Origin of the sequence: Pseudomonas sp. SID14000 (assembly GCF_002165135.1) — a bacterium.
Classification (GTDB): domain Bacteria; phylum Pseudomonadota; class Gammaproteobacteria; order Pseudomonadales; family Pseudomonadaceae; genus Aquipseudomonas.
In genome coordinates this window covers 1-18675 of sequence record NZ_NFZQ01000022.1, presented here as the reverse complement: position 1 = coordinate 18675, position 18675 = coordinate 1, and the positions used below count along the sequence as shown (strand labels likewise).

At 58.7% G+C, this 18675-nt stretch carries 28 protein-coding genes; 27 read left to right on the top strand and 1 reads right to left on the bottom strand.

Translation table 11 applies throughout. The annotated features are described in order from the left end of the window. The first annotated feature begins 15 nt into the window (after nt 1-15). From rpsS to bfr, 25 genes are all read left to right on the top strand, one after another. Nucleotides 16-291 (top strand): 30S ribosomal protein S19, encoded by a 276-nt coding sequence (rpsS, locus tag CAY82_RS23810; protein WP_003255482.1) that lies wholly within the window; start codon nt 16-18, stop codon nt 289-291. A gap of 11 nt (nt 292-302) precedes the next feature. Then, on the top strand, nt 303-635 hold the full coding sequence (gene rplV / locus CAY82_RS23805) for a 50S ribosomal protein L22 (protein WP_003103908.1): 333 nt from the start codon (nt 303-305) through the stop codon (nt 633-635). 13 nt (nt 636-648) lie between these two features. Continuing rightward, nucleotides 649-1335, top strand: a complete 687-nt coding sequence (gene rpsC / locus CAY82_RS23800; RefSeq protein ID WP_003255481.1) for a 30S ribosomal protein S3 — start codon at nt 649-651, stop codon at nt 1333-1335. 12 nt (nt 1336-1347) lie between these two features. Then, on the top strand, nt 1348-1761 hold the full coding sequence (gene rplP / locus CAY82_RS23795) for a 50S ribosomal protein L16 (protein WP_003255479.1): 414 nt from the start codon (nt 1348-1350) through the stop codon (nt 1759-1761). Continuing rightward, nucleotides 1761-1952: a 50S ribosomal protein L29 gene (gene rpmC / locus CAY82_RS23790; protein WP_002555481.1), complete on the top strand. Its 192-nt coding sequence runs from the start codon at nt 1761-1763 to the stop codon at nt 1950-1952. Before rplP ends, rpmC begins: the two co-directional genes overlap by 1 nt. Before the next feature lie 2 nt (nt 1953-1954). Further along, the gene (gene rpsQ, locus CAY82_RS23785; protein WP_003255478.1) at nt 1955-2221 is read left to right on the top strand and encodes a 30S ribosomal protein S17; all 267 of its coding nucleotides are present in this window, start codon (nt 1955-1957) and stop codon (nt 2219-2221) included. A gap of 23 nt (nt 2222-2244) precedes the next feature. Next, nucleotides 2245-2613: a 50S ribosomal protein L14 gene (gene rplN, locus CAY82_RS23780; RefSeq protein ID WP_002555479.1), complete on the top strand. Its 369-nt coding sequence runs from the start codon at nt 2245-2247 to the stop codon at nt 2611-2613. Between the two features lie 11 nt (nt 2614-2624). Then, the gene (gene rplX, locus CAY82_RS23775; protein ID WP_013970637.1) at nt 2625-2939 is read left to right on the top strand and encodes a 50S ribosomal protein L24; all 315 of its coding nucleotides are present in this window, start codon (nt 2625-2627) and stop codon (nt 2937-2939) included. Nucleotides 2940-2959: 20 nt separating this feature from the next. Beyond that, nucleotides 2960-3499, top strand: coding sequence for a 50S ribosomal protein L5 (gene rplE / locus CAY82_RS23770; protein WP_003257095.1), 540 nt, complete (start codon nt 2960-2962; stop codon nt 3497-3499). A gap of 13 nt (nt 3500-3512) precedes the next feature. Next, nucleotides 3513-3818 carry a 30S ribosomal protein S14 gene (gene rpsN, locus CAY82_RS23765; RefSeq protein WP_013970638.1) on the top strand — a complete coding sequence of 102 codons (306 nt, stop codon included), beginning with the start codon at nt 3513-3515 and terminating at the stop codon, nt 3816-3818. A gap of 209 nt (nt 3819-4027) precedes the next feature. Next, nucleotides 4028-4420, top strand: a complete 393-nt coding sequence (gene rpsH / locus CAY82_RS23760) for a 30S ribosomal protein S8 (RefSeq protein ID WP_009681971.1) — start codon at nt 4028-4030, stop codon at nt 4418-4420. A 12-nt stretch (nt 4421-4432) separates the two neighbouring features. After that, a complete protein-coding gene (rplF, locus tag CAY82_RS23755) occupies nt 4433-4966 on the top strand; it encodes a 50S ribosomal protein L6 (RefSeq protein ID WP_087503321.1) in 534 nt (177 codons plus the stop codon). 10 nt (nt 4967-4976) lie between these two features. Next, complete coding sequence (rplR, locus tag CAY82_RS23750) at nt 4977-5327, top strand: 50S ribosomal protein L18 (protein WP_009397496.1); 351 nt, start codon at nt 4977-4979, stop codon at nt 5325-5327. 3 nt (nt 5328-5330) lie between these two features. Continuing rightward, entirely contained in the window at nt 5331-5831 is a 501-nt protein-coding gene (gene rpsE / locus CAY82_RS23745; protein WP_003255465.1) for a 30S ribosomal protein S5, read from the top strand. A gap of 2 nt (nt 5832-5833) precedes the next feature. Then, nucleotides 5834-6010, top strand: a complete 177-nt coding sequence (gene rpmD / locus CAY82_RS23740) for a 50S ribosomal protein L30 (protein WP_003255463.1) — start codon at nt 5834-5836, stop codon at nt 6008-6010. A gap of 3 nt (nt 6011-6013) precedes the next feature. Further along, the gene (gene rplO / locus CAY82_RS23735) at nt 6014-6448 is read left to right on the top strand and encodes a 50S ribosomal protein L15 (protein ID WP_003257107.1); all 435 of its coding nucleotides are present in this window, start codon (nt 6014-6016) and stop codon (nt 6446-6448) included. After that, nucleotides 6449-7780: a preprotein translocase subunit SecY gene (gene secY, locus CAY82_RS23730; protein ID WP_003257108.1), complete on the top strand. Its 1332-nt coding sequence runs from the start codon at nt 6449-6451 to the stop codon at nt 7778-7780. Nucleotides 7781-7808: 28 nt separating this feature from the next. Beyond that, complete coding sequence (rpmJ, locus tag CAY82_RS23725) at nt 7809-7925, top strand: 50S ribosomal protein L36 (RefSeq protein ID WP_002555468.1); 117 nt, start codon at nt 7809-7811, stop codon at nt 7923-7925. 131 nt (nt 7926-8056) lie between these two features. Beyond that, nucleotides 8057-8413, top strand: a complete 357-nt coding sequence (rpsM, locus tag CAY82_RS23720) for a 30S ribosomal protein S13 (protein WP_003257112.1) — start codon at nt 8057-8059, stop codon at nt 8411-8413. 18 nt (nt 8414-8431) lie between these two features. Continuing rightward, on the top strand, nt 8432-8821 hold the full coding sequence (gene rpsK, locus CAY82_RS23715; protein WP_003255454.1) for a 30S ribosomal protein S11: 390 nt from the start codon (nt 8432-8434) through the stop codon (nt 8819-8821). 15 nt (nt 8822-8836) lie between these two features. Beyond that, nucleotides 8837-9457, top strand: coding sequence for a 30S ribosomal protein S4 (gene rpsD / locus CAY82_RS23710; RefSeq protein ID WP_087503320.1), 621 nt, complete (start codon nt 8837-8839; stop codon nt 9455-9457). A 22-nt stretch (nt 9458-9479) separates the two neighbouring features. Beyond that, a complete protein-coding gene (gene rpoA / locus CAY82_RS23705) occupies nt 9480-10481 on the top strand; it encodes a DNA-directed RNA polymerase subunit alpha (RefSeq protein WP_003255452.1) in 1002 nt (333 codons plus the stop codon). A gap of 42 nt (nt 10482-10523) precedes the next feature. Beyond that, complete coding sequence (rplQ, locus tag CAY82_RS23700) at nt 10524-10910, top strand: 50S ribosomal protein L17 (RefSeq protein ID WP_003255451.1); 387 nt, start codon at nt 10524-10526, stop codon at nt 10908-10910. Nucleotides 10911-11082: 172 nt separating this feature from the next. Beyond that, the gene (locus CAY82_RS23695; protein WP_087503319.1) at nt 11083-12522 is read left to right on the top strand and encodes a catalase; all 1440 of its coding nucleotides are present in this window, start codon (nt 11083-11085) and stop codon (nt 12520-12522) included. Between the two features lie 163 nt (nt 12523-12685). After that, nucleotides 12686-13150 (top strand): bacterioferritin, encoded by a 465-nt coding sequence (bfr, locus tag CAY82_RS23690; protein ID WP_084857331.1) that lies wholly within the window; start codon nt 12686-12688, stop codon nt 13148-13150. A gap of 31 nt (nt 13151-13181) precedes the next feature. On the opposite strand, the gene uvrA is transcribed toward bfr, so the two are convergent. After that, nucleotides 13182-16016: an excinuclease ABC subunit UvrA gene (gene uvrA, locus CAY82_RS23685; protein WP_170931125.1), complete on the bottom strand. Its 2835-nt coding sequence runs from the start codon at nt 16014-16016 to the stop codon at nt 13182-13184. A gap of 129 nt (nt 16017-16145) precedes the next feature. Here uvrA and CAY82_RS23680 point away from each other — a divergent pair, with 129 nt between their 5' ends. Next, on the top strand, nt 16146-17540 hold the full coding sequence (locus CAY82_RS23680; protein ID WP_087503318.1) for an MFS transporter: 1395 nt from the start codon (nt 16146-16148) through the stop codon (nt 17538-17540). A 9-nt stretch (nt 17541-17549) separates the two neighbouring features. Next, the gene (locus CAY82_RS23675) at nt 17550-18089 is read left to right on the top strand and encodes a single-stranded DNA-binding protein (protein ID WP_087503317.1); all 540 of its coding nucleotides are present in this window, start codon (nt 17550-17552) and stop codon (nt 18087-18089) included. The last annotated feature ends 586 nt before the right edge of the window (nt 18090-18675 follow it).

Sequence of the window (18675 nt, the reverse complement as noted above, 5' to 3'; positions counted from 1 at the left end):
TAGAGGGATACGACAGTGCCACGTTCTCTGAAAAAAGGTCCTTTTATCGATCTTCACCTGTTGAAGAAGGTCGAAGTGGCGGTGGAGAAGAACGATCGCAAGCCAGTTAAAACCTGGTCGCGCCGTTCGATGATCCTGCCACAAATGGTCGGTCTGACCATCGCGGTACACAACGGTCGTCAACATGTCCCAGTTCTGGTGAACGAAGACATGGTCGGCCACAAACTGGGCGAGTTCGCCGGTACCCGCACCTACCGCGGGCACGTGGCTGACAAGAAAGCCAAGCGTTAAGGGGTAAGGAAATGGAAGTAGCCGCTAAGTTGTCGGGCGCTCGCATCTCCGCCCAGAAAGCCCGCTTGGTCGCCGACCAGATCCGCGGGAAGAAGGTGGGCGAAGCGCTCAACCTGTTGGCCTTCAGCAGCAAAAAAGCCGCTGAAATCATGAAGAAAGTCCTCGAGTCGGCCGTTGCCAACGCCGAACACAACGAAGGCGCAGACGTTGATGACCTGAAGGTCTCCACCGTCTTCGTCAACGAAGGGCGTTCGCTGAAGCGCATCATGCCACGTGCCAAAGGCCGTGCTGATCGCATCGTCAAGCGGTCTTGCCATATCACTGTCAAGGTTGCGGACAAGTAACGGAGTCGATCAGATGGGTCAGAAAGTACATCCCACTGGCATTCGCCTGGGAATCGTCAAGGAGCACACCTCCGTCTGGTACGCAGACGGTGCTACTTACGCAGATTACCTGTTGAAGGATCTGAAAACGCGTGAGTACCTCCAGGACAAACTAAAAAGCGCGTCCGTAAGCCGTATCGATATTCATCGTCCGGCTCAAACTGCACGCATCACCATCCACACCGCTCGTCCCGGTATCGTTATCGGCAAGAAAGGTGAAGATGTCGAGAAGCTGCGTCAGGACCTGACCAAGCAGATGGGTGTGCCTGTGCACATCAACATCGAAGAGATCCGCAAGCCGGAACTCGACGCTATGCTGGTTGCGCAGAGCGTAGCTCAGCAGCTGGAACGCCGCGTAATGTTCCGTCGCGCCATGAAGCGCGCCGTGCAGAACGCCATGCGTATTGGTGCCAAGGGCATCAAGATCCAGGTGAGCGGTCGTCTCGGCGGTGCTGAGATTGCTCGTACCGAGTGGTATCGCGAAGGTCGTGTGCCTCTGCACACCCTGCGTGCCGATATCGACTACAACACCTACGAAGCTCACACCACTTACGGTGTGATCGGTGTGAAGGTTTGGATCTTCAAAGGCGAAGTAATTGGTGGTCGCCAAGAAGAGCTGAAACCACAAGCACCAGCGCCTCGTAAAAAAGCTGCTAAGTAAGGGGTACGCCAAATGTTGCAACCAAAGCGTACAAAATTCCGCAAGCAGATGACCGGCCACAACCGTGGTCTGGCACTGCGCGGTAGCAAAGTCAGCTTCGGCGAATTCGCCCTGAAAGCTGTTGCTCGCGGTCGCCTCACCGCTCGCCAGATCGAGTCCGCACGTCGTGCGCTGACCCGTCACGTAAAACGTGGCGGCAAGATCTGGATCCGTGTGTTCCCGGACAAGCCGATCTCCAAGAAGCCTCTCGAGGTTCGTATGGGTAAAGGTAAGGGTTCCGTGGAATACTGGGTTGCCCAGATTCAGCCAGGCAAAGTCCTGTATGAAATCGAGGGTGTTTCTGAAGAGCTGGCGCGCGAAGCTTTCGCCCTGGCTGCTGCAAAGCTGCCTCTCGCCACCTCCTTTGTTAAGCGGACGGTGATGTGATGAAAGCGAATGAACTTCGTGAAAAATCGGCACAGCAACTGAATGAGCAACTGCTCGGCTTGCTGCGCGACCAGTTCAATCTGCGTATGCAGAAAGCAACTGGCCAGTTGGGGCAGTCGCACCTGCTCTCGCAAGTTAAGCGTGACATCGCTCGCGTGAAAACTGTGCTCAACCAGCAGGCAGGTAAGTGATCATGGCTGAAGCTGAAAAAACCGTCCGTACGCTGACTGGCCGTGTCGTCAGCGACAAAATGGACAAGACCATCACCGTTCTGATCGAGCGTCGCGTCAAGCACCCGATCTACGGTAAATACGTTAAGCGTTCGACTAAGCTGCACGCGCACGACGAAGCCAACCAGTGCAAGATCGGCGACAAGGTTTCCATCCGTGAAACCCGTCCGCTGGCCAAGACCAAGTCCTGGGCACTGGTTGAAGTCCTCGAACGCGCTGTTGAAGTCTAAGGGCGAAGGGTCGGAGAAATTTTATGATTCAGACTCAATCCATGCTCGATGTGGCCGATAACAGCGGCGCTCGTCGCGTCATGTGCATCAAGGTGCTCGGCGGTTCGCACCGCCGTTACGCCGGCATCGGTGACATCATCAAGGTAACCGTCAAGGAAGCAATTCCGCGCGGTAAGGTCAAGAAAGGCCAAGTGATGACTGCTGTTGTCGTGCGCACCCGTCACGGTGTTCGTCGCGCTGACGGTTCCATCATTCGTTTCGACGGCAACGCTGCTGTTCTGCTGAACAACAAGCAAGAGCCGATCGGCACTCGCATCTTCGGGCCAGTGACCCGTGAACTTCGTACCGAGAAGTTCATGAAGATCGTCTCGCTCGCCCCTGAAGTGCTGTAAGGAGATCCGACATGCAAAAGATTCGTCGTGACGACGAGATCATCGTGATCGCCGGCAAAGACAAAGGTAAGCGCGGTAAGGTGCTGAAGGTTCTGGCTGATAACCGTCTGGTTGTTGGTGGCGTGAACCTGGTCAAGCGTCATACCAAGCCTAACCCGATGGCGGGCGTACAGGGCGGTATCGTCGAAAAAGAAGCGCCTCTGCACGCTTCCAACGTTGCCATCTTCAACGGCGAAACCAACAAGGCTGACCGCGTTGGTTTCAAAGTAGAAGACGGTAAAAAAATTCGTGTCTTCAAGTCGACCCAAAAAGCGGTTGATGCTTGAACACTGCTAGGTAGAAGACCATGGCACGACTGAAAGAGATTTACCGGAACGAAATCGCTCCTAAGCTTAAGGAAGAACTTAAGCTGTCGAACGTGATGGAAGTTCCGCGCGTTACCAAGATCACCCTGAACATGGGTCTGGGCGAAGCGATCGGCGACAAGAAAGTCATCGAGCACGCTGTTGCCGACCTGGAAAAGATCACCGGTCAAAAGCCGGTCGTGACTTTCGCTCGTAAATCCATCGCGGGCTTCAAAGTCCGTGAAGGCTGGCCGATCGGTGTCAAGGTGACCCTGCGTCGCGACAAGATGTACGAATTCCTGGACCGCCTGCTGGCGATCTCCCTGCCTCGGGTTCGCGACTTCCGCGGCCTGAATGCCAAGTCCTTCGATGGCCGTGGCAACTACAGCATGGGCGTGAAAGAGCAGATCATCTTCCCGGAAATCGACTACGACAAGATCGATGCTCTGCGCGGTTTGGACATCACCCTGACCACCACTGCTCGTTCGGACGACGAAGGCCGCGCTCTGCTGCGTGCTTTCAAGTTCCCGTTCCGCAACTGATTGGAGTAGGAAAATGGCCAAGAAGAGCATGAAAAACCGCGAGCTGAAGCGTCAGCTCACGGTAGCCAAGTACGCCAAAAAGCGTGCCGAGCTGAAAGCGACCATCGTCAACCTGAACGCCTCTCCTGAAGAGCGTTTCGCTGCCGTTGTCGCCCTGCAGAAGCAGCCACGTGATGCCAGCGCCTCGCGTCTGCGCAACCGTTGCCGCCTGACCGGTCGTCCTCACGGTGTATACCGTAAGTTCGGCCTGGGCCGTAACATGCTGCGTCAAGCTGCAATGCGCGGTGACGTACCAGGTCTGGTCAAGGCCTCCTGGTAATCGCTGCAGGCAGGATCCCGGCGGAAGGGGAGCAATCTTCCGACCGCCGGTGACTTCGCCAACAAACAAGCCCCTATATGGGGCTTGTTTCGTTTCTGCCTTGTGTCTAGAATGACCGGCTCACCTGAGCCTGGGTTTTTTGCCCTGTCCGCTCGGGTGGTTGTGATAGCCGCAAGGCTAATAATTCTTGTATCAGGAGCATCTAGCCCATGAGTATGCAGGACCCGTTAGCGGACATGCTAACTCGCATCCGTAATGCCCAGATGGCTGAAAAGTCCGTCGTAAGCATGCCTTCCTCCACCCTGAAGGTCGCGGTTGCCAAAGTTCTGAAAGACGAAGGTTACATCGCCGGCTACCAGGTAACTGGTGAGGCCAAGCCTTCCCTGTCGATCGAACTGAAGTACTTCGAAGGCCGTCCGGTCATCGAGGAACTGAAGCGCTCCAGCCGTCCAGGCCTGCGCCAGTACAAGTCCGTCGCAGAACTGCCGAAAGTACGTGGCGGTCTGGGCGTGTCTATCGTCTCCACCAACAAAGGTGTGATGACTGATCGCGCTGCGCGCGCTGCCGGTGTCGGCGGCGAAGTTCTGTGCACAGTGTTCTAAGGGGAGATAGGCATGTCTCGCGTCGCTAAGAACCCCGTTAAGCTGCCAGCAGGCGTCGAAGTCAAATTCGCCGGCCAGCAGCTTTCGGTGAAGGGTGCCAAAGGCACTCTCGAACTGAACGTTCACTCGTCTGTTGAAGTTACCGAAGAGTCTGGCGAGCTGCGTTTCGTCGCTCGTAACGGTGACCAGCAAGCTCGCGCCATGGCCGGTACCACCCGTGCCCTGGTGAACAACATGGTCCAGGGCGTAAGCCAAGGCTTCGAGCGCAAGCTCCAGCTGGTCGGTGTTGGTTACAAGGCACAGGCCAAGGGCTCCGTCCTGAACCTGGCCCTGGGCTTCTCGCACCCAGTGGACTACGAACTGCCAGCCGGTATCACCGCTGAAACCCCAAGCCAGACCGACATCCTGATCAAGGGTATCGACAAGCAGCTGGTGGGTCAGGTGGCCGCTGAAATCCGCGACTTCCGTCCGCCAGAGCCTTACAAAGGCAAGGGTGTGCGTTACGCGGACGAAGTAGTCCGTCGTAAAGAAGCCAAGAAGAAGTAGGGCCTAGCAAATGACCGACAAAAAAGTTACTCGACTGCGTCGCGCTCGCAAAGCACGTCTCAAGATGCACGAACTCGAAGTCGTGCGCCTGTGCGTGTTCCGCTCCTCGCAGCACATCTACGCCCAGGTCATTTCGGCCGACGGCAGCAAGGTTCTGGCAAGCGCCTCGACCTTGGACAAAGAACTGCGTGATGGCGCCACTGGCAACATCGACGCGGCCACTAAGGTTGGCAAGCTGGTAGCTGAGCGTGCGAAAGCCGCCGGTGTATCTCAAGTTGCCTTTGACCGTTCCGGCTTCAAGTACCACGGCCGCGTCAAAGCGCTGGCTGATGCTGCTCGTGAAGGCGGGCTGGAGTTCTAAGTTATGGCAAATAACGATCAAAAGCGCGACGAAGGCTACATCGAGAAGCTGGTTCAAGTTAACCGCGTTGCCAAAACCGTAAAAGGCGGCCGTATCTTCACCTTCACCGCGCTGACCGTGGTAGGTGATGGTAAAGGCCGTGTTGGCTTCGGCCGTGGCAAATCGCGCGAAGTACCAGCCGCGATCCAGAAAGCCATGGAAGCTGCTCGCCGCAACATGATTCAGGTTGACCTGAAGGGCACCACCCTGCAGTACGCCACCAAGGCCGCCCATGGCGCCTCGAAGGTTTACATGCAGCCTGCCTCGGAAGGTACCGGTATCATCGCCGGTGGCGCAATGCGTGCTGTCCTGGAAGTTGCTGGTGTTCAGAACGTTCTGGCCAAGTGCTACGGTTCGACCAACCCTGTGAACGTGGTTTATGCCACCTTCAAGGGTCTGAAAGCCATGCAATCTCCTGAATCCATTGCTGCCAAGCGCGGCAAGAGCGTCGAGGAGATCTTCTGATCATGGCAACCGTAAAAGTAACGCTGATCAAGAGCGTCTCGGGCCGTCTGCCTAACCACAAGCTGTGCGTTAAAGGCCTGGGTCTGCGTCGCATCGGTCACACTGTAGAAGTCCAGGATACTCCCGAGAACCGCGGGATGATCAACAAGGCTTACTACATGCTGAAGGTCGAGGGTTAATCGATGAAACTCAATGATCTGAGTCCAGCGCCGGGTTCCCGTCGCGAGAAGCATCGTCCAGGTCGTGGTATCGGTAGTGGTCTGGGTAAGACCGGCGGCCGTGGCCACAAAGGTCAGACTTCCCGTTCGGGTGGTTCGATCGCTCCTGGCTTCGAAGGCGGTCAACAGCCGCTGCACCGTCGTCTGCCGAAGTTCGGCTTCGTTTCGCTGAAAGCCATGGATCGCGCCGAAGTGCGTCTGTCCGAGCTGGCCAAGGTGGAAGGCGACGTGATCTCCGTGCAATCCCTGAAGGATGCCAACGTGATCGGCCAGAACGTACAGCGCGTGAAAATCATGCTGTCTGGCGAAGTCACTCGCGCAGTCACCATCAAGGGTATCGCAGCCACCAAGGGTGCGCGTGCGGCTATCGAAGCAGCTGGCGGCAAGTTCGAGGAATAAATGGCTAAGCAAGGTGCTCTCTCTTCGCTCGGTAAGGGCGGGATGTCGGAACTCTGGGCTCGTCTGCGCTTTCTGTTCATGGCGATCATCGTCTATCGGATAGGTGCGCATATCCCGGTTCCTGGCATCAATCCGGACCGTCTGGCGGATCTGTTTCGGCAGAATGAGGGGACCATTCTTAGCTTGTTCAACATGTTTTCCGGTGGCGCGCTCGAGCGCATGAGCATCTTTGCACTGGGGATCATGCCGTACATCTCGGCATCGATCATCATGCAGCTGATGACGGCGGTCAGCCCGCAACTGGAGCAGTTGAAGAAGGAAGGTGAAGCTGGCCGTCGCAAGATCAGCCAGTACACCCGCTACGGCACCGTTATCCTGGCACTGGTTCAAGCCATTGGCATGTCCATTGGCCTGGCCAACCAGGGCGTGGCGTTTTCTGTAGGTCTGGGCTTCCATGTCGTCGCCGTCTCCACTTTCGTGGCAGGCGCGATGTTCATGATGTGGCTGGGCGAGCAGATCACCGAGCGCGGTGTGGGCAACGGTATCTCGATGTTGATTTTCGCGGGTATCGTTGCCGGTCTTCCGAGAGCAATCGGGCAGTCTTTCGAGTCTGCGCGCACAGGCGATATCAACATTTTCGCCCTGGTCGCTATCGGTTTGCTGGCAGTAGCGATTATCGGCTTCGTGGTGTTCATTGAGCGTGGTCAGCGTCGTATCGCCGTTCACTACGCCAAGCGTCAGCAGGGCCGCAAGGTCTTCGCTGCGCAGACCAGCCACTTGCCGCTGAAGGTGAACATGGCGGGGGTTATCCCGGCCATTTTCGCGAGCAGCATTCTGCTGTTCCCGGCTTCGCTGGGTGCCTGGTTCGGTCAGTCCGAAGGTATGGGCTGGCTGCAGGACATCTCGCAGTCGATCGCTCCTGGTCAGCCGTTGAACATTCTGCTGTTTAGTGCAGGGATCATTTTCTTCTGCTTCTTCTACACAGCGCTGATGTTCAACCCGAAAGACGTAGCGGAAAACCTGAAGAAGTCCGGTGCCTTTATTCCGGGTATCCGTCCTGGTGAGCAGTCGGCACGCTACATTGATGGCGTTCTGACCCGTCTGACCATGTTCGGTGCTCTTTACATGATGGCCGTCTGCCTTCTGCCCCAGTTCCTGGTGGTGGCAGCAAATGTGCCGTTCTACCTTGGCGGGACCTCGTTGCTGATTGTGGTAGTGGTTGTGATGGACTTCATGTCCCAAGTACAATCGCACCTCGTTTCGCACCAGTACGAATCCCTGATGAAGAAAGCCAACCTGAAAGGCTACGGTGGCAGCGGTCTGCTGCGCTGATACGCCCCTAAGGTTCGAGGAGTCGGTAATGAAAGTTCGTGCATCGGTGAAAAAGCTGTGCCGTAACTGCAAGATCATCCGTCGCGAAGGCGTCGTACGAGTGATCTGCAGCGCGGAACCGCGTCACAAACAGCGCCAAGGCTGAGTGTGATCTGCGCTTCAAACCCAGCAGCTAGTGTGCTGCTGGGTTGATTATTCGTTTCTACAGCGATATTATCTCGCGCCCTATTTCTTGGCTTCCGGGGCGTAGGTAGCTGTCAATTGGAGTCCCACTGAATGGCCCGTATTGCAGGCGTCAACATTCCAGATAACAAGCATGCTGTTATCTCGCTGACCTACATCTATGGTGTCGGTCGCACTACTGCACAGAAGATCTGTGCAGACGCTGGTGTAAACCCAGCCGCTAAGATCAAGGATCTGAGCGACGAGCAAATCGAAACCCTGCGTGGCGAAGTCGCGAAGTTCACCACCGAAGGTGACCTGCGTCGTGACATCAACATGAAGATCAAGCGCTTGATGGACCTGGGTTGCTACCGCGGCCTGCGTCATCGTAAAGGTCTGCCGGTTCGCGGTCAGCGCACCAAGACCAACGCACGCACCCGTAAGGGCCCGCGTAAGCCGATCCGCAAGTAATCGCCCAGGAATATAGACATGGCAAAACCTGCTGCTCGTCCTCGTAAGAAAGTCAAAAAGACAGTGGTTGATGGCATCGCCCACATCCATGCCTCTTTCAACAACACCATCGTGACCATCACCGACCGTCAGGGCAACGCGTTGTCCTGGGCGACCTCCGGTGGTTCGGGTTTCCGTGGTTCGCGCAAATCCACCCCGTTCGCAGCCCAGATCGCTGCTGAGCGTGCTGGTCAAGCTGCGCTGGAATACGGTCTGAAGAACCTCGACGTAAACGTCAAGGGTCCAGGTCCAGGTCGTGAGTCCGCCGTTCGTGCACTGAACAGCTGCGGCTACAAGATCGCCAGCATCACCGACGTGACGCCAATCCCGCATAACGGGTGCCGTCCGCCGAAGAAGCGTCGCGTGTAATCAGGAGACAGATAAATGGCACGTTACATTGGTCCAAAATGCAAACTGTCTCGTCGTGAAGGCACTGACCTGTTCCTGAAGAGCGGCGTTCGCGCTCTGGAATCGAAGTGCAACATCGAAGCAGCCCCAGGTATCCACGGCCAGCGCCGTGGCCGTCAGTCCGACTACGGTACCCAGCTGCGCGAGAAGCAAAAAGTTCGTCGTATCTACGGTGTTCTGGAGCGTCAGTTCCGCGGTTACTACCAGGCTGCAGCCTCGAAAAAAGGCGCAACCGGTGAAAACCTGCTGCAACTGCTCGAGTGCCGTCTGGATAACGTCGTCTACCGTATGGGCTTCGGTTCGACTCGCGCCGAATCCCGTCAGCTGGTTTCGCACAAAGCAATCAGCGTCAACGGTAAGACTGTAAACATTCCATCCTACCAAGTTCGTCCGGGTGACGTGGTCGCGGTTCGCGAGAAGTCGTCGAACCAGCTGCGCATTGTTCAAGCCCTTGAACTGTGCGCCCAGCGTGGCCGCGTTGAGTGGGTTGATGTGGATGCTGCTAAAAAGTCGGGCGTTTTCAAGAACGTTCCTGCTCGCAGCGACCTGTCTGCCGACATCAACGAGAACCTGATTGTCGAGCTCTACTCCAAGTAAGGGCTAGAAAATAGGTGCATCCATGCAGATTTCGGTAAATGAGTTCCTGACTCCCCGCCACATTGATGTGCAGGTAGTCAGTCCGACCCGCGCCAAGATCACGCTCGAGCCTCTCGAGCGTGGTTTCGGCCATACCCTGGGCAACGCGCTGCGCCGCATCCTGTTGTCCTCCATGCCTGGCTGTGCAGTAGTCGAGGCCGAGATCGACGGCGTACTCCACGAGTACTCCGCGATCGAAGGTGTTCAGGAAGACGTAATTGAAATCCTGTTGAACCTGAAAGGCCTGGCTATCAAACTGCACGGTCGTGACGAAGTTACGCTGACCTTGTCGAAAAAGGGTTCGGGGGTGGTTACCGCTGCCGATATTCAGCTGGATCACGATGTCGAGATCGTCAACCCCGATCACGTAATCGCGAACCTGGCGTCGAACGGCGCCCTGAACATGAAGCTCACTGTAGCTCGTGGTCGTGGTTACGAGCCGGCCGACTCCCGTCAAACCGACGAAGACGAAAGCCGTAGCATTGGCCGTCTGCAGCTGGACGCTTCGTTCAGCCCGGTGCGTCGTATCGCCTATGTGGTCGAGAACGCCCGTGTTGAACAGCGTACCAACCTGGACAAGCTGGTCATTGATCTGGAAACCAACGGCACCCTGGACCCTGAAGAGGCTATCCGCCGCGCTGCGACCATCCTGCAACAGCAGTTGGCCGCGTTCGTCGACCTCAAAGGTGACAGCGAGCCTGTCGTAGTCGAGCAGGAAGACGAGATCGATCCGATCCTGCTGCGTCCGGTTGACGACCTGGAACTGACTGTACGTTCGGCCAACTGCCTCAAGGCGGAGAACATCTACTACATCGGCGACCTGATTCAGCGTACCGAAGTAGAGCTGTTGAAGACTCCTAACCTGGGCAAGAAGTCCCTGACTGAAATCAAGGACGTGCTGGCCTCTCGTGGTCTGTCTCTCGGCATGCGCCTCGACAACTGGCCGCCTGCAAGTCTTAAGAAAGACGACAAGGCGACCGCCTGATCGTCGTAATCACCGAACGTAGTGTTTGGTAAGGAATGAATCATGCGTCATCGTAAAAGTGGACGTCACCTGAGCCGTACCAGCTCTCACCGCAAGGCTATGTTCCAGAACATGGCAGTGTCGCTGATCGAGCACGAGCTGATCAAAACCACCCTGCCGAAAGCCAAGGAACTGCGCCGCGTTGCCGAGCCGCTGATCACCCTGGCCAAGGAAGACAGCGTAGCTAACCGTCGTCTGGCCTTCGACCGTACCCGTTCGAAGTCCGCTGTTGGCAAGCTGTTCAACGACCTGGGCAAGCGTTACGCCACCCGTCAGGGCGGCTACCTGCGCATCCTGAAGTGCGGTTTCCGCGCTGGCGACAACGCCCCTATGGCGTACGTCGAGCTGGTTGATCGTCCGGTCGGCGGTGCTGTAGAAGCTGCTGAGTAAGACGTTCTGTCTGCTACAAAGAACCGGGCCTAGTGCCCGGTTTTTTGTTTGTATATGTATTGTTAATTTCTATTGATGTAAGTCATCTAATGAATTTGTTCTTGTAACCTTGCTCGTCAATACTCTCTCCAAAGCCGATTAGCCGGCGCTTGAAGACCGATAAGGAGAGCCCATGAGCAAGATTCTCACCACCGCCAGCGGTGCACCTGTAGCCGACAACCAGAATTCCCGTTCCGCCGGCCCGCGCGGCCCGTTGCTGCTCGACGACTTCCACCTGATCGAGAAGCTCGCCCATTTCAACCGCGAGAACATTCCTGAGCGCCGCGTACATGCCAAGGGCTCGGGCGCCTACGGCACCTTTACCGTCACCCGCGATATCACCGGTTACACCAGTGCCAAGCTGTTTGAACAGGTTGGCAAGCAGACCGAAACTTTCCTGCGCTTCTCTACCGTTGGTGGCGAGCGTGGCTCTGCCGATACCGAGCGCGACCCGCGTGGTTTCGCCATTAAGTTCTACACCGAGGAAGGCAACTGGGACATCGTCGGCAACAACACGCCGGTATTCTTCATTCGCGACCCGCTGAAGTTCCCGGACTTTATCCACACCCAGAAGCGTCACCCGCAATCCAACCTGAAGAACGCCCAGATGATGTGGGACTTCTGGTCGCACTCCCCCGAGGCGCTGCATCAGGTCACCATCCTCTTTTCCGATCGCGGCATCCCGGACGGCTACCGCCACATGCACGGTTTCGGTAGCCACACCTACAGCCTCATCAATGCCGAGGGTGAGCGCACCTGGGTCAAATGGCATTTCAAGACCCAGCAGGGCATCAAGAACCTCGCCCCGGCAGATGCCGCTCGCCTGGCAGGTACTGATCCGGACTACGCCCAGCGCGACCTGTTCGAAGCCATCGAGCGAGGCGATTACCCACGCTGGACCGTATGTATCCAGGTGATGAGCGAAGCCGAGGCTGCCAGCCGCGACGAAAACCCCTTCGACGTGACCAAGACCTGGTCGCAGAAGGACTACCCGTTGATCGAGGTAGGCGTGCTGGAGCTCAACCGTAATCCGCTTAACTACTTTGCCGAGGTCGAGCAGGCTGCCTTTGGCCCGAGCAACATGGTGCCGGGTGTCGGCCTGTCGCCGGACCGCATGCTGCAAGGGCGGGTATTCGCCTACGCTGACGCGCACCGCTACCGGGTGGGCACCAACCACCAGCAACTGCCGGTGAATGCACCACGCTGCCCGGTTAACAGCTATCAGCGTGATGGTTCCATGGCCACTGGCAGTTACGGCAGCGCGCCGAACTATGAGCCCAACAGTTACAACGACGCACCGAAGCAGTCGTCACGCCATGCCGAGCCTGCACTGGCCCTGAATGGTTCCGCTGACCGCTACGACCACCGCGAGGACACCGACTACTACAGCCAGGCTGGCGCGCTGTTCCGCCTGATGAATGATGAGCAGAAAGCCCTGCTGATCAACAACATTGCCGGCACCATGGTGGGCGTCAGCGAAGACGTGATCCAGCGCCAATTGCAGTACTTCTTCAAGGCCGATCCGGCCTACGGCGAAGGGGTTGCCAAGGCCTTGGGTATCAATCTCGCCTAAGTCGAAGTGATAAGTAGAACCGCCCTCATTTGGGCGGTTTTTCAATGAATATCACTACTGTTTAACCGTTTTTTTCCTTCCAGTTGCGCCTTTTTCAGTGACCGCAGGCAAAAGCTGGTTCACACTATGTGGCATAGACGTTTTCACATGGAGAAGCAGGGCGATGCAAGGTCACCCGGACGTAATCAACTACCTCGTTACGCTGCTGAAGGGCGAACTGGCGGCGCGCGACCAGTACTTCATTCACTCGCGTATGTACGAAGACTGGGGCCTGTCCAAGCTCTACGAGCGCATCAACCACGAAATGGAAGAAGAGACGCAGCACGCCGATGCCCTGATGCGTCGCATCCTCATGCTCGAAGGCACCCCTGACATGCGCGCCGACGACCTGGAAGTGGGCAGCACCGTGCCGGAAATGATCGAGGCCGATCTCAAGCTCGAGTACAAAGTACGTGCTGCGCTGTGTAAAGGCATCGAACTGTGCGAACTGCACAAGGACTATGTCAGTCGTGACATCCTGCGTGCGCAGTTGGCCGATACCGAAGAAGATCACACCTACTGGCTGGAGAAGCAGCAGGGGCTGATCAAGGCCATCGGCCTGGAAAACTACCTGCAATCGCAGATGTAAGATCCGGGGGCGCAAAGCGCCCCCGTTGCCTTCAAGCCCGATCCCGCTCCAGCAGCGGTTTCAGGTAATGCCCGGTATACGACTGCTTCATCTCGCTCAGCTCTTCTGGCGTGCCGCAGGCAATGATTTGCCCGCCCTTGGAGCCACCCTCCGGCCCTAGATCCACCAGCCAGTCCGCAGTCTTGATCACATCCAGGTTGTGCTCGATCACCACCACGGTATTGCCGTGGTCACGCAGGCGATGCAGCACGTCCAGCAACTGCTGGATATCGGCAAAGTGCAGGCCTGTGGTCGGCTCGTCGAGGATGTACAGGGTCTTGCCGGTATCACGCTTGGACAGTTCGCGCGACAGCTTCACCCGCTGTGCTTCACCGCCCGACAGCGTGGTAGCCGACTGCCCCAGCTTGATGTACGACAGCCCCACATCCATCAGCGTCTGCAGCTTGCGCGCCAGCGCCGGCACCGCATCGAAGAACTCGCGGGCATCCTCGATGGTCATCTCCAGCACCTCGTGGATGTTCTTGCCCTTGTATTTGATCTCCAGGGTTTCGCGGTTGTAGCGCTTGCTTTTGCACACGTCGCACGGCACGTAGATGTCCGGCAAAAAGTGCATCTCCACCTTGATCAGGCCATCGCCCTGGCAGGCCTCGCAACGGCCACCCTTGACGTTGAACGAGAAGCGCCCCGGACCATAGCCGCGCGAACGCGATTCCGGCACACCGGAAAACAGCTCGCGGATCGGTGTGAAGATGCCGGTGTAGGTCGCCGGGTTCGAGCGAGGGGTGCGGCCGATCGGGCTCTGGTCGATATCCACGACCTTGTCCAGGTGCTGCAGGCCATCCATGCTGGCATGCGGCGCCGCTTCCAGGCTGCTTGCACCGTTCAGGGCGGTGGCGGCCAGTGGGAACAGGGTGTTGTTGATCAGTGTCGACTTGCCCGAGCCGGATACCCCGGTCACGCAGGTCAGCAAGCCGATCGGGACTTCCAGGTCGACGTTTTGCAGGTTGTTGCCACGCGCGCCCTTGAGCTTGAGTTGCAGCTTCTTGTTGCGCGGTGTGCGCTTGGCCGGCACGACGATCTTCTTGCGCCCGGACAGGTACTTGCCGGTCAGCGAGTCGGGGTGGTTCATGACCTCCTGCGGCGAGCCCTCGGCGACAATTTGCCCGCCGTGCACACCGGCCCCCGGGCCGATGTCCACCACGTAGTCGGCCAGGCGGATGGCGTCCTCGTCGTGCTCCACCACGATCACTGTGTTGCCCAGGTCGCGCAGGTGGTTGAGGGTGGCCAGCAGGCGGTCATTGTCGCGCTGATGAAGGCCGATGGACGGCTCATCAAGGATGTACATCACCCCCACCAGGCCCGCGCCTATCTGGCTGGCCAGGCGGATACGCTGTGCTTCGCCACCGGACAGGGTATCGGCGCTGCGGTCGAGGGTGAGATAGTCGAGACCGACGTTGACCAGGAACTGCAGGCGCTCGCAGATTTCCTTGAGGATCTTCGCCGCAATTTCGCCACGGCGGCCGGTCAGGGTCAGCTCTCCGAAGTAGTTGCTGGCTTCGCCGATCGGCAGGTTGGTCACTGCCGGCAGGGTCTTCTCGCCCACCCACACATGCCGTGCCTCACGGCGCAGGCGGGTGCCGCGGCAGTCCGGGCAGGGCTGAGTGCCGAGGAACTTGGCCAGTTCTTCACGCACGGTGGCCGACTCGGTCTCGCGGTAGCGACGCTCCAGATTCGGCACTATGCCTTCGAACGGGTGCGAGCGCTTGACGATGTCGCCACGGTCGTTGAGGTACTTGAAGTCGACGCTCTGCTTGCCGCTGCCCTGCAGGATCACCTTCTGGTGCTCGGGCGACAGTTGGCCGAATGGCTCTTCCAGGCTGAAGCCGTAATGCGCAGCCAGCGAGCCGAGCATCTGGAAGTAGTACACGTTGCGCCGGTCCCAGCCGCGGATCGCGCCTTCGGCGAGGGTGAGCTCGGCATTGACCAGGCGCTTGGTGTCGAAGAACTGCTTCACTCCCAGGCCATCGCAGGTCGGGCAGGCACCGGCGGGGTTGTTGAAGGAGAACAGCTTCGGCTCCAGCTCGCTGATGGCATGGCCACAGACCGGGCAGGCGAAACGCGCGGAGAAGATCGTCTCTTCGCCTTGTTCGTCATCCATCGGTGCCACCAAGGCGATGCCGTCGGCCAGCTTGAGCGCGGTCTCGAACGACTCGGCCAGGCGCTGTTGCAGGTCGGCGCGGACCTTGAAGCGGTCCACTACCACATCGATGCTGTGCTTTTTCTGCTTGTCCAGCTTGGGCAGTTCGTCGAGTTCGTAGAGCTTGCCGTTGACCCGGGCGCGCACAAAGCCCTGGGCGCGCAGTTCGTCGAACACTGCCAGGTGCTCGCCTTTGCGTTCGCGCACCACAGGTGCCAGCAGCATCAGCTTGCTGCCTTCCGGGCGCTCCAGCACCAGGTCGACCATCTGGCTGATCGTTTGCGCCTCCAGCGGGATATCGTGGTCCGGGCAGCGCGGAGTACCGACGCGGGCGTACAGCAGGCGCAGGTAGTCGTAGATTTCGGTGATGGTACCGACCGTGGAGCGGGGGTTGTGCGAGGTCGACTTCTGCTCGATGGAAATGGCCGGTGACAGGCCTTCGATGGTGTCGACGTCAGGCTTTTCCATCATCGACAGGAACTGCCGGGCATAGGCCGACAGCGATTCCACATAGCGGCGCTGGCCTTCGGCGTACAGGGTGTCGAACGCCAGGGATGACTTGCCGGAACCGGACAGGCCGGTGATCACGATCAGCTTGTCCCGGGGCAGGGTCAGGTCGATGTTCTTCAGGTTGTGGGTGCGTGCCCCACGAATCAGGATCTTGTCCACTGCGGCCTCGCTCGGCGGGCATAAACAAGGAAGTATACGGCGCCCCGCCAGTACGCGGCAAAGCGTCGCGTAGATGCCGTCACGCTGTCGGACTGATAGAATCGCCGCCGGTTCACACGAGGTTAATCCATGCACGACACCCACAACGAGCGCATGAGTGGCGGCGAAACCCGCGCCGCTGGCGGCCTGGCCCTGGTCTTTGCCTTTCGTATGCTGGGCATGTTCATGGTCTTGCCGGTGTTGGCCACCTACGGCATGGACCTGGCCGGTGCCACGCCTGCGCTGATCGGCCTGGCCATTGGTGCCTATGGCCTGACCCAGGCTGTATTGCAGATCCCGTTCGGGATGATTTCCGACCGCATCGGCCGCCGGCCGGTGATTTACCTGGGGCTGGTGATCTTTGCCCTGGGCAGTGTGTTGGCGGCCCAGGCCGACTCCATCTGGGGGGTGATCGCCGGGCGTATCCTGCAGGGCGCCGGGGCTATTTCCGCTGCGGTCATGGCGCTGCTGTCCGACCTCACCCGCGAGCAACACCGGACCAAGGCCATGGCCATGATCGGCATGAGCATCGGCCTGTCGTTTGCCGTCGCCATGGTCGTCGGCCCATTACTGACCCGTGCCTTTGGTTTGTCAGGATTGTTCCTCGCCACTGCAGGACTTGCCCTGATCGGCATCTTGCTGGTCGCCTTTGTCGTGCCCAATACCCACAGCATCCTGCAGCACCGTGAATCGGGCGTGGCGCGCCAGGCCATCGGCCCGACCCTGCGCCATCCGGACCTTCTGCGCCTGGACGCGGGCATCTTCATTCTCCACGCCATCCTCATGGCCAGCTTCGTCGCGCTGCCACTGGCCTTCGTCGAGCGCGGCGGTCTGCCGAAGGAGCAGCACTGGTGGGTATACCTGACCGCGTTGTTCATCTCATTTTTTGCAATGGTCCCGTTCATCATCTACGGCGAGAAAAAGCGCAAGATGAAACGCGTGCTGGCCGGGGCGGTCAGTGTGTTGCTGCTGGTGGAGGTGTTCTTCTGGCAGTGGGCTGACGGTTTGCGCGGACTGGTGATCGGCACCGTGGTATTCTTTACTGCATTCAACCTGCTGGAGGCATCGTTGCCTTCGCTGGTGAGCAAGGTGTCGCCTGCAGGTGGCAAGGGGACGGCAATGGGGGTTTACTCCACCAGCCAGTTCCTCGGCGCTGCCTTGGGAGGAATCCTCGGTGGCTGGTTGTTCCAGCACGGTGGGCTGAACATGGTGTTCCTCGGTTGTGCGGTACTGTGTGCCATCTGGTTGGTCGTCGCCTTGCGCATGAACGAGCCGCCCTATGTGACCAGCCTGCGCATGCCGCTGACGCCAGAGGCAGTCCGGGAAGCCGGCCTGACCGAGCGCCTGATGGCCGTGCCGGGTGTGACCGACGCCGTCGTGGTGGCGGAAGAAGCCGCCATCTATATCAAACTGGATACGAAAATTTTGGACCGTACGACCCTCGAGCGCCTGGTGAACCCGGCCTCTTCGGCGTGCGAAGCCTAGGAGAACGTTATGGCCCGTGGGGTTAACAAAGTCATTCTGGTCGGCACCTGTGGCCAGGATCCCGAAGTCCGCTACCTGCCCAACGGTAACGCCGTGACCAACCTGAGCCTGGCTACCAGCGAGCAGTGGACCGACAAGCAGTCGGGCCAGAAGGTCGAGCGTACCGAGTGGCACCGTGTGTCGCTGTTCGGCAAGGTTGCCGAAATCGCCGGCGAATACCTGCGCAAGGGTTCGCAGTGCTACATCGAAGGCAAGCTGCAGACCCGCGAGTGGGAAAAAGACGGCATCAAGCGCTACACCACCGAGATCATCGTCGACATCAACGGCACCATGCAGCTGCTCGGCGGTCGCCCGCAGGGCCAGCAGCAGGGCGGTGACCCGTACAACCAGGGTGGCGGCAACTACGGTGGCGGCCAGCAGCAGTATAACCAGGCCCCACGCCAGCAGGCACCACGCCCGCAACAGGCTCCTCAGCGCCCGGCACCGCAGCAGCCAGCCCCGCAGCCGGCGGCTGACTTCGACAGCTTCGATGACGATATTCCGTTCTGATCAGAGCGGTCAGGCGTCTAGCAAGACCAGAAGCCCAGGGCCGTTGCCCTGGGTTTTTTTATGGCGGCCATCTTGTGTAGGAGGCTTCTGAAATTGCTGACTGGCGCTGTCACTTTCCAAGGCCATTCTGCTGCATCTGTTTGGCTGACCCCGATAAGTTCAGGTGCTGGCGCGCACGAGTTCGCAAGCGATCCACTTATCTTGTGGGAGCGGCTTCAGCCGCGAAGAATCCAGCGCGGTGCATGGCACCGGCTACGCCGGTGTTCGCGGCTAAAGCCCACAGGGTACGCGGATTGCTTGCGAATTCAGTTCTCTACGCGACAGCGCAGCCCAAAGGGCTGGGAAATCTCCCACAGGTACTGCACATAGCTGCCCAGTGCATGACTGGGGTTTGAGGTGGTGCGTAGTGTATGCCTTGATTCTTTCTGCGCCAGTGAGATCGAGCGCCGCCCGCGCGGCGCTTCGCGGGACAAGCCCGCTCCCACATTTGTTGCAACGTGCCGAACCTGTCAGGCCATGGTTGCCTGCCTTGGTGCATGTCTTGAGACTGGTGAGGCGGCGGCAGCGCCAGCCGAGAAATTGAGTC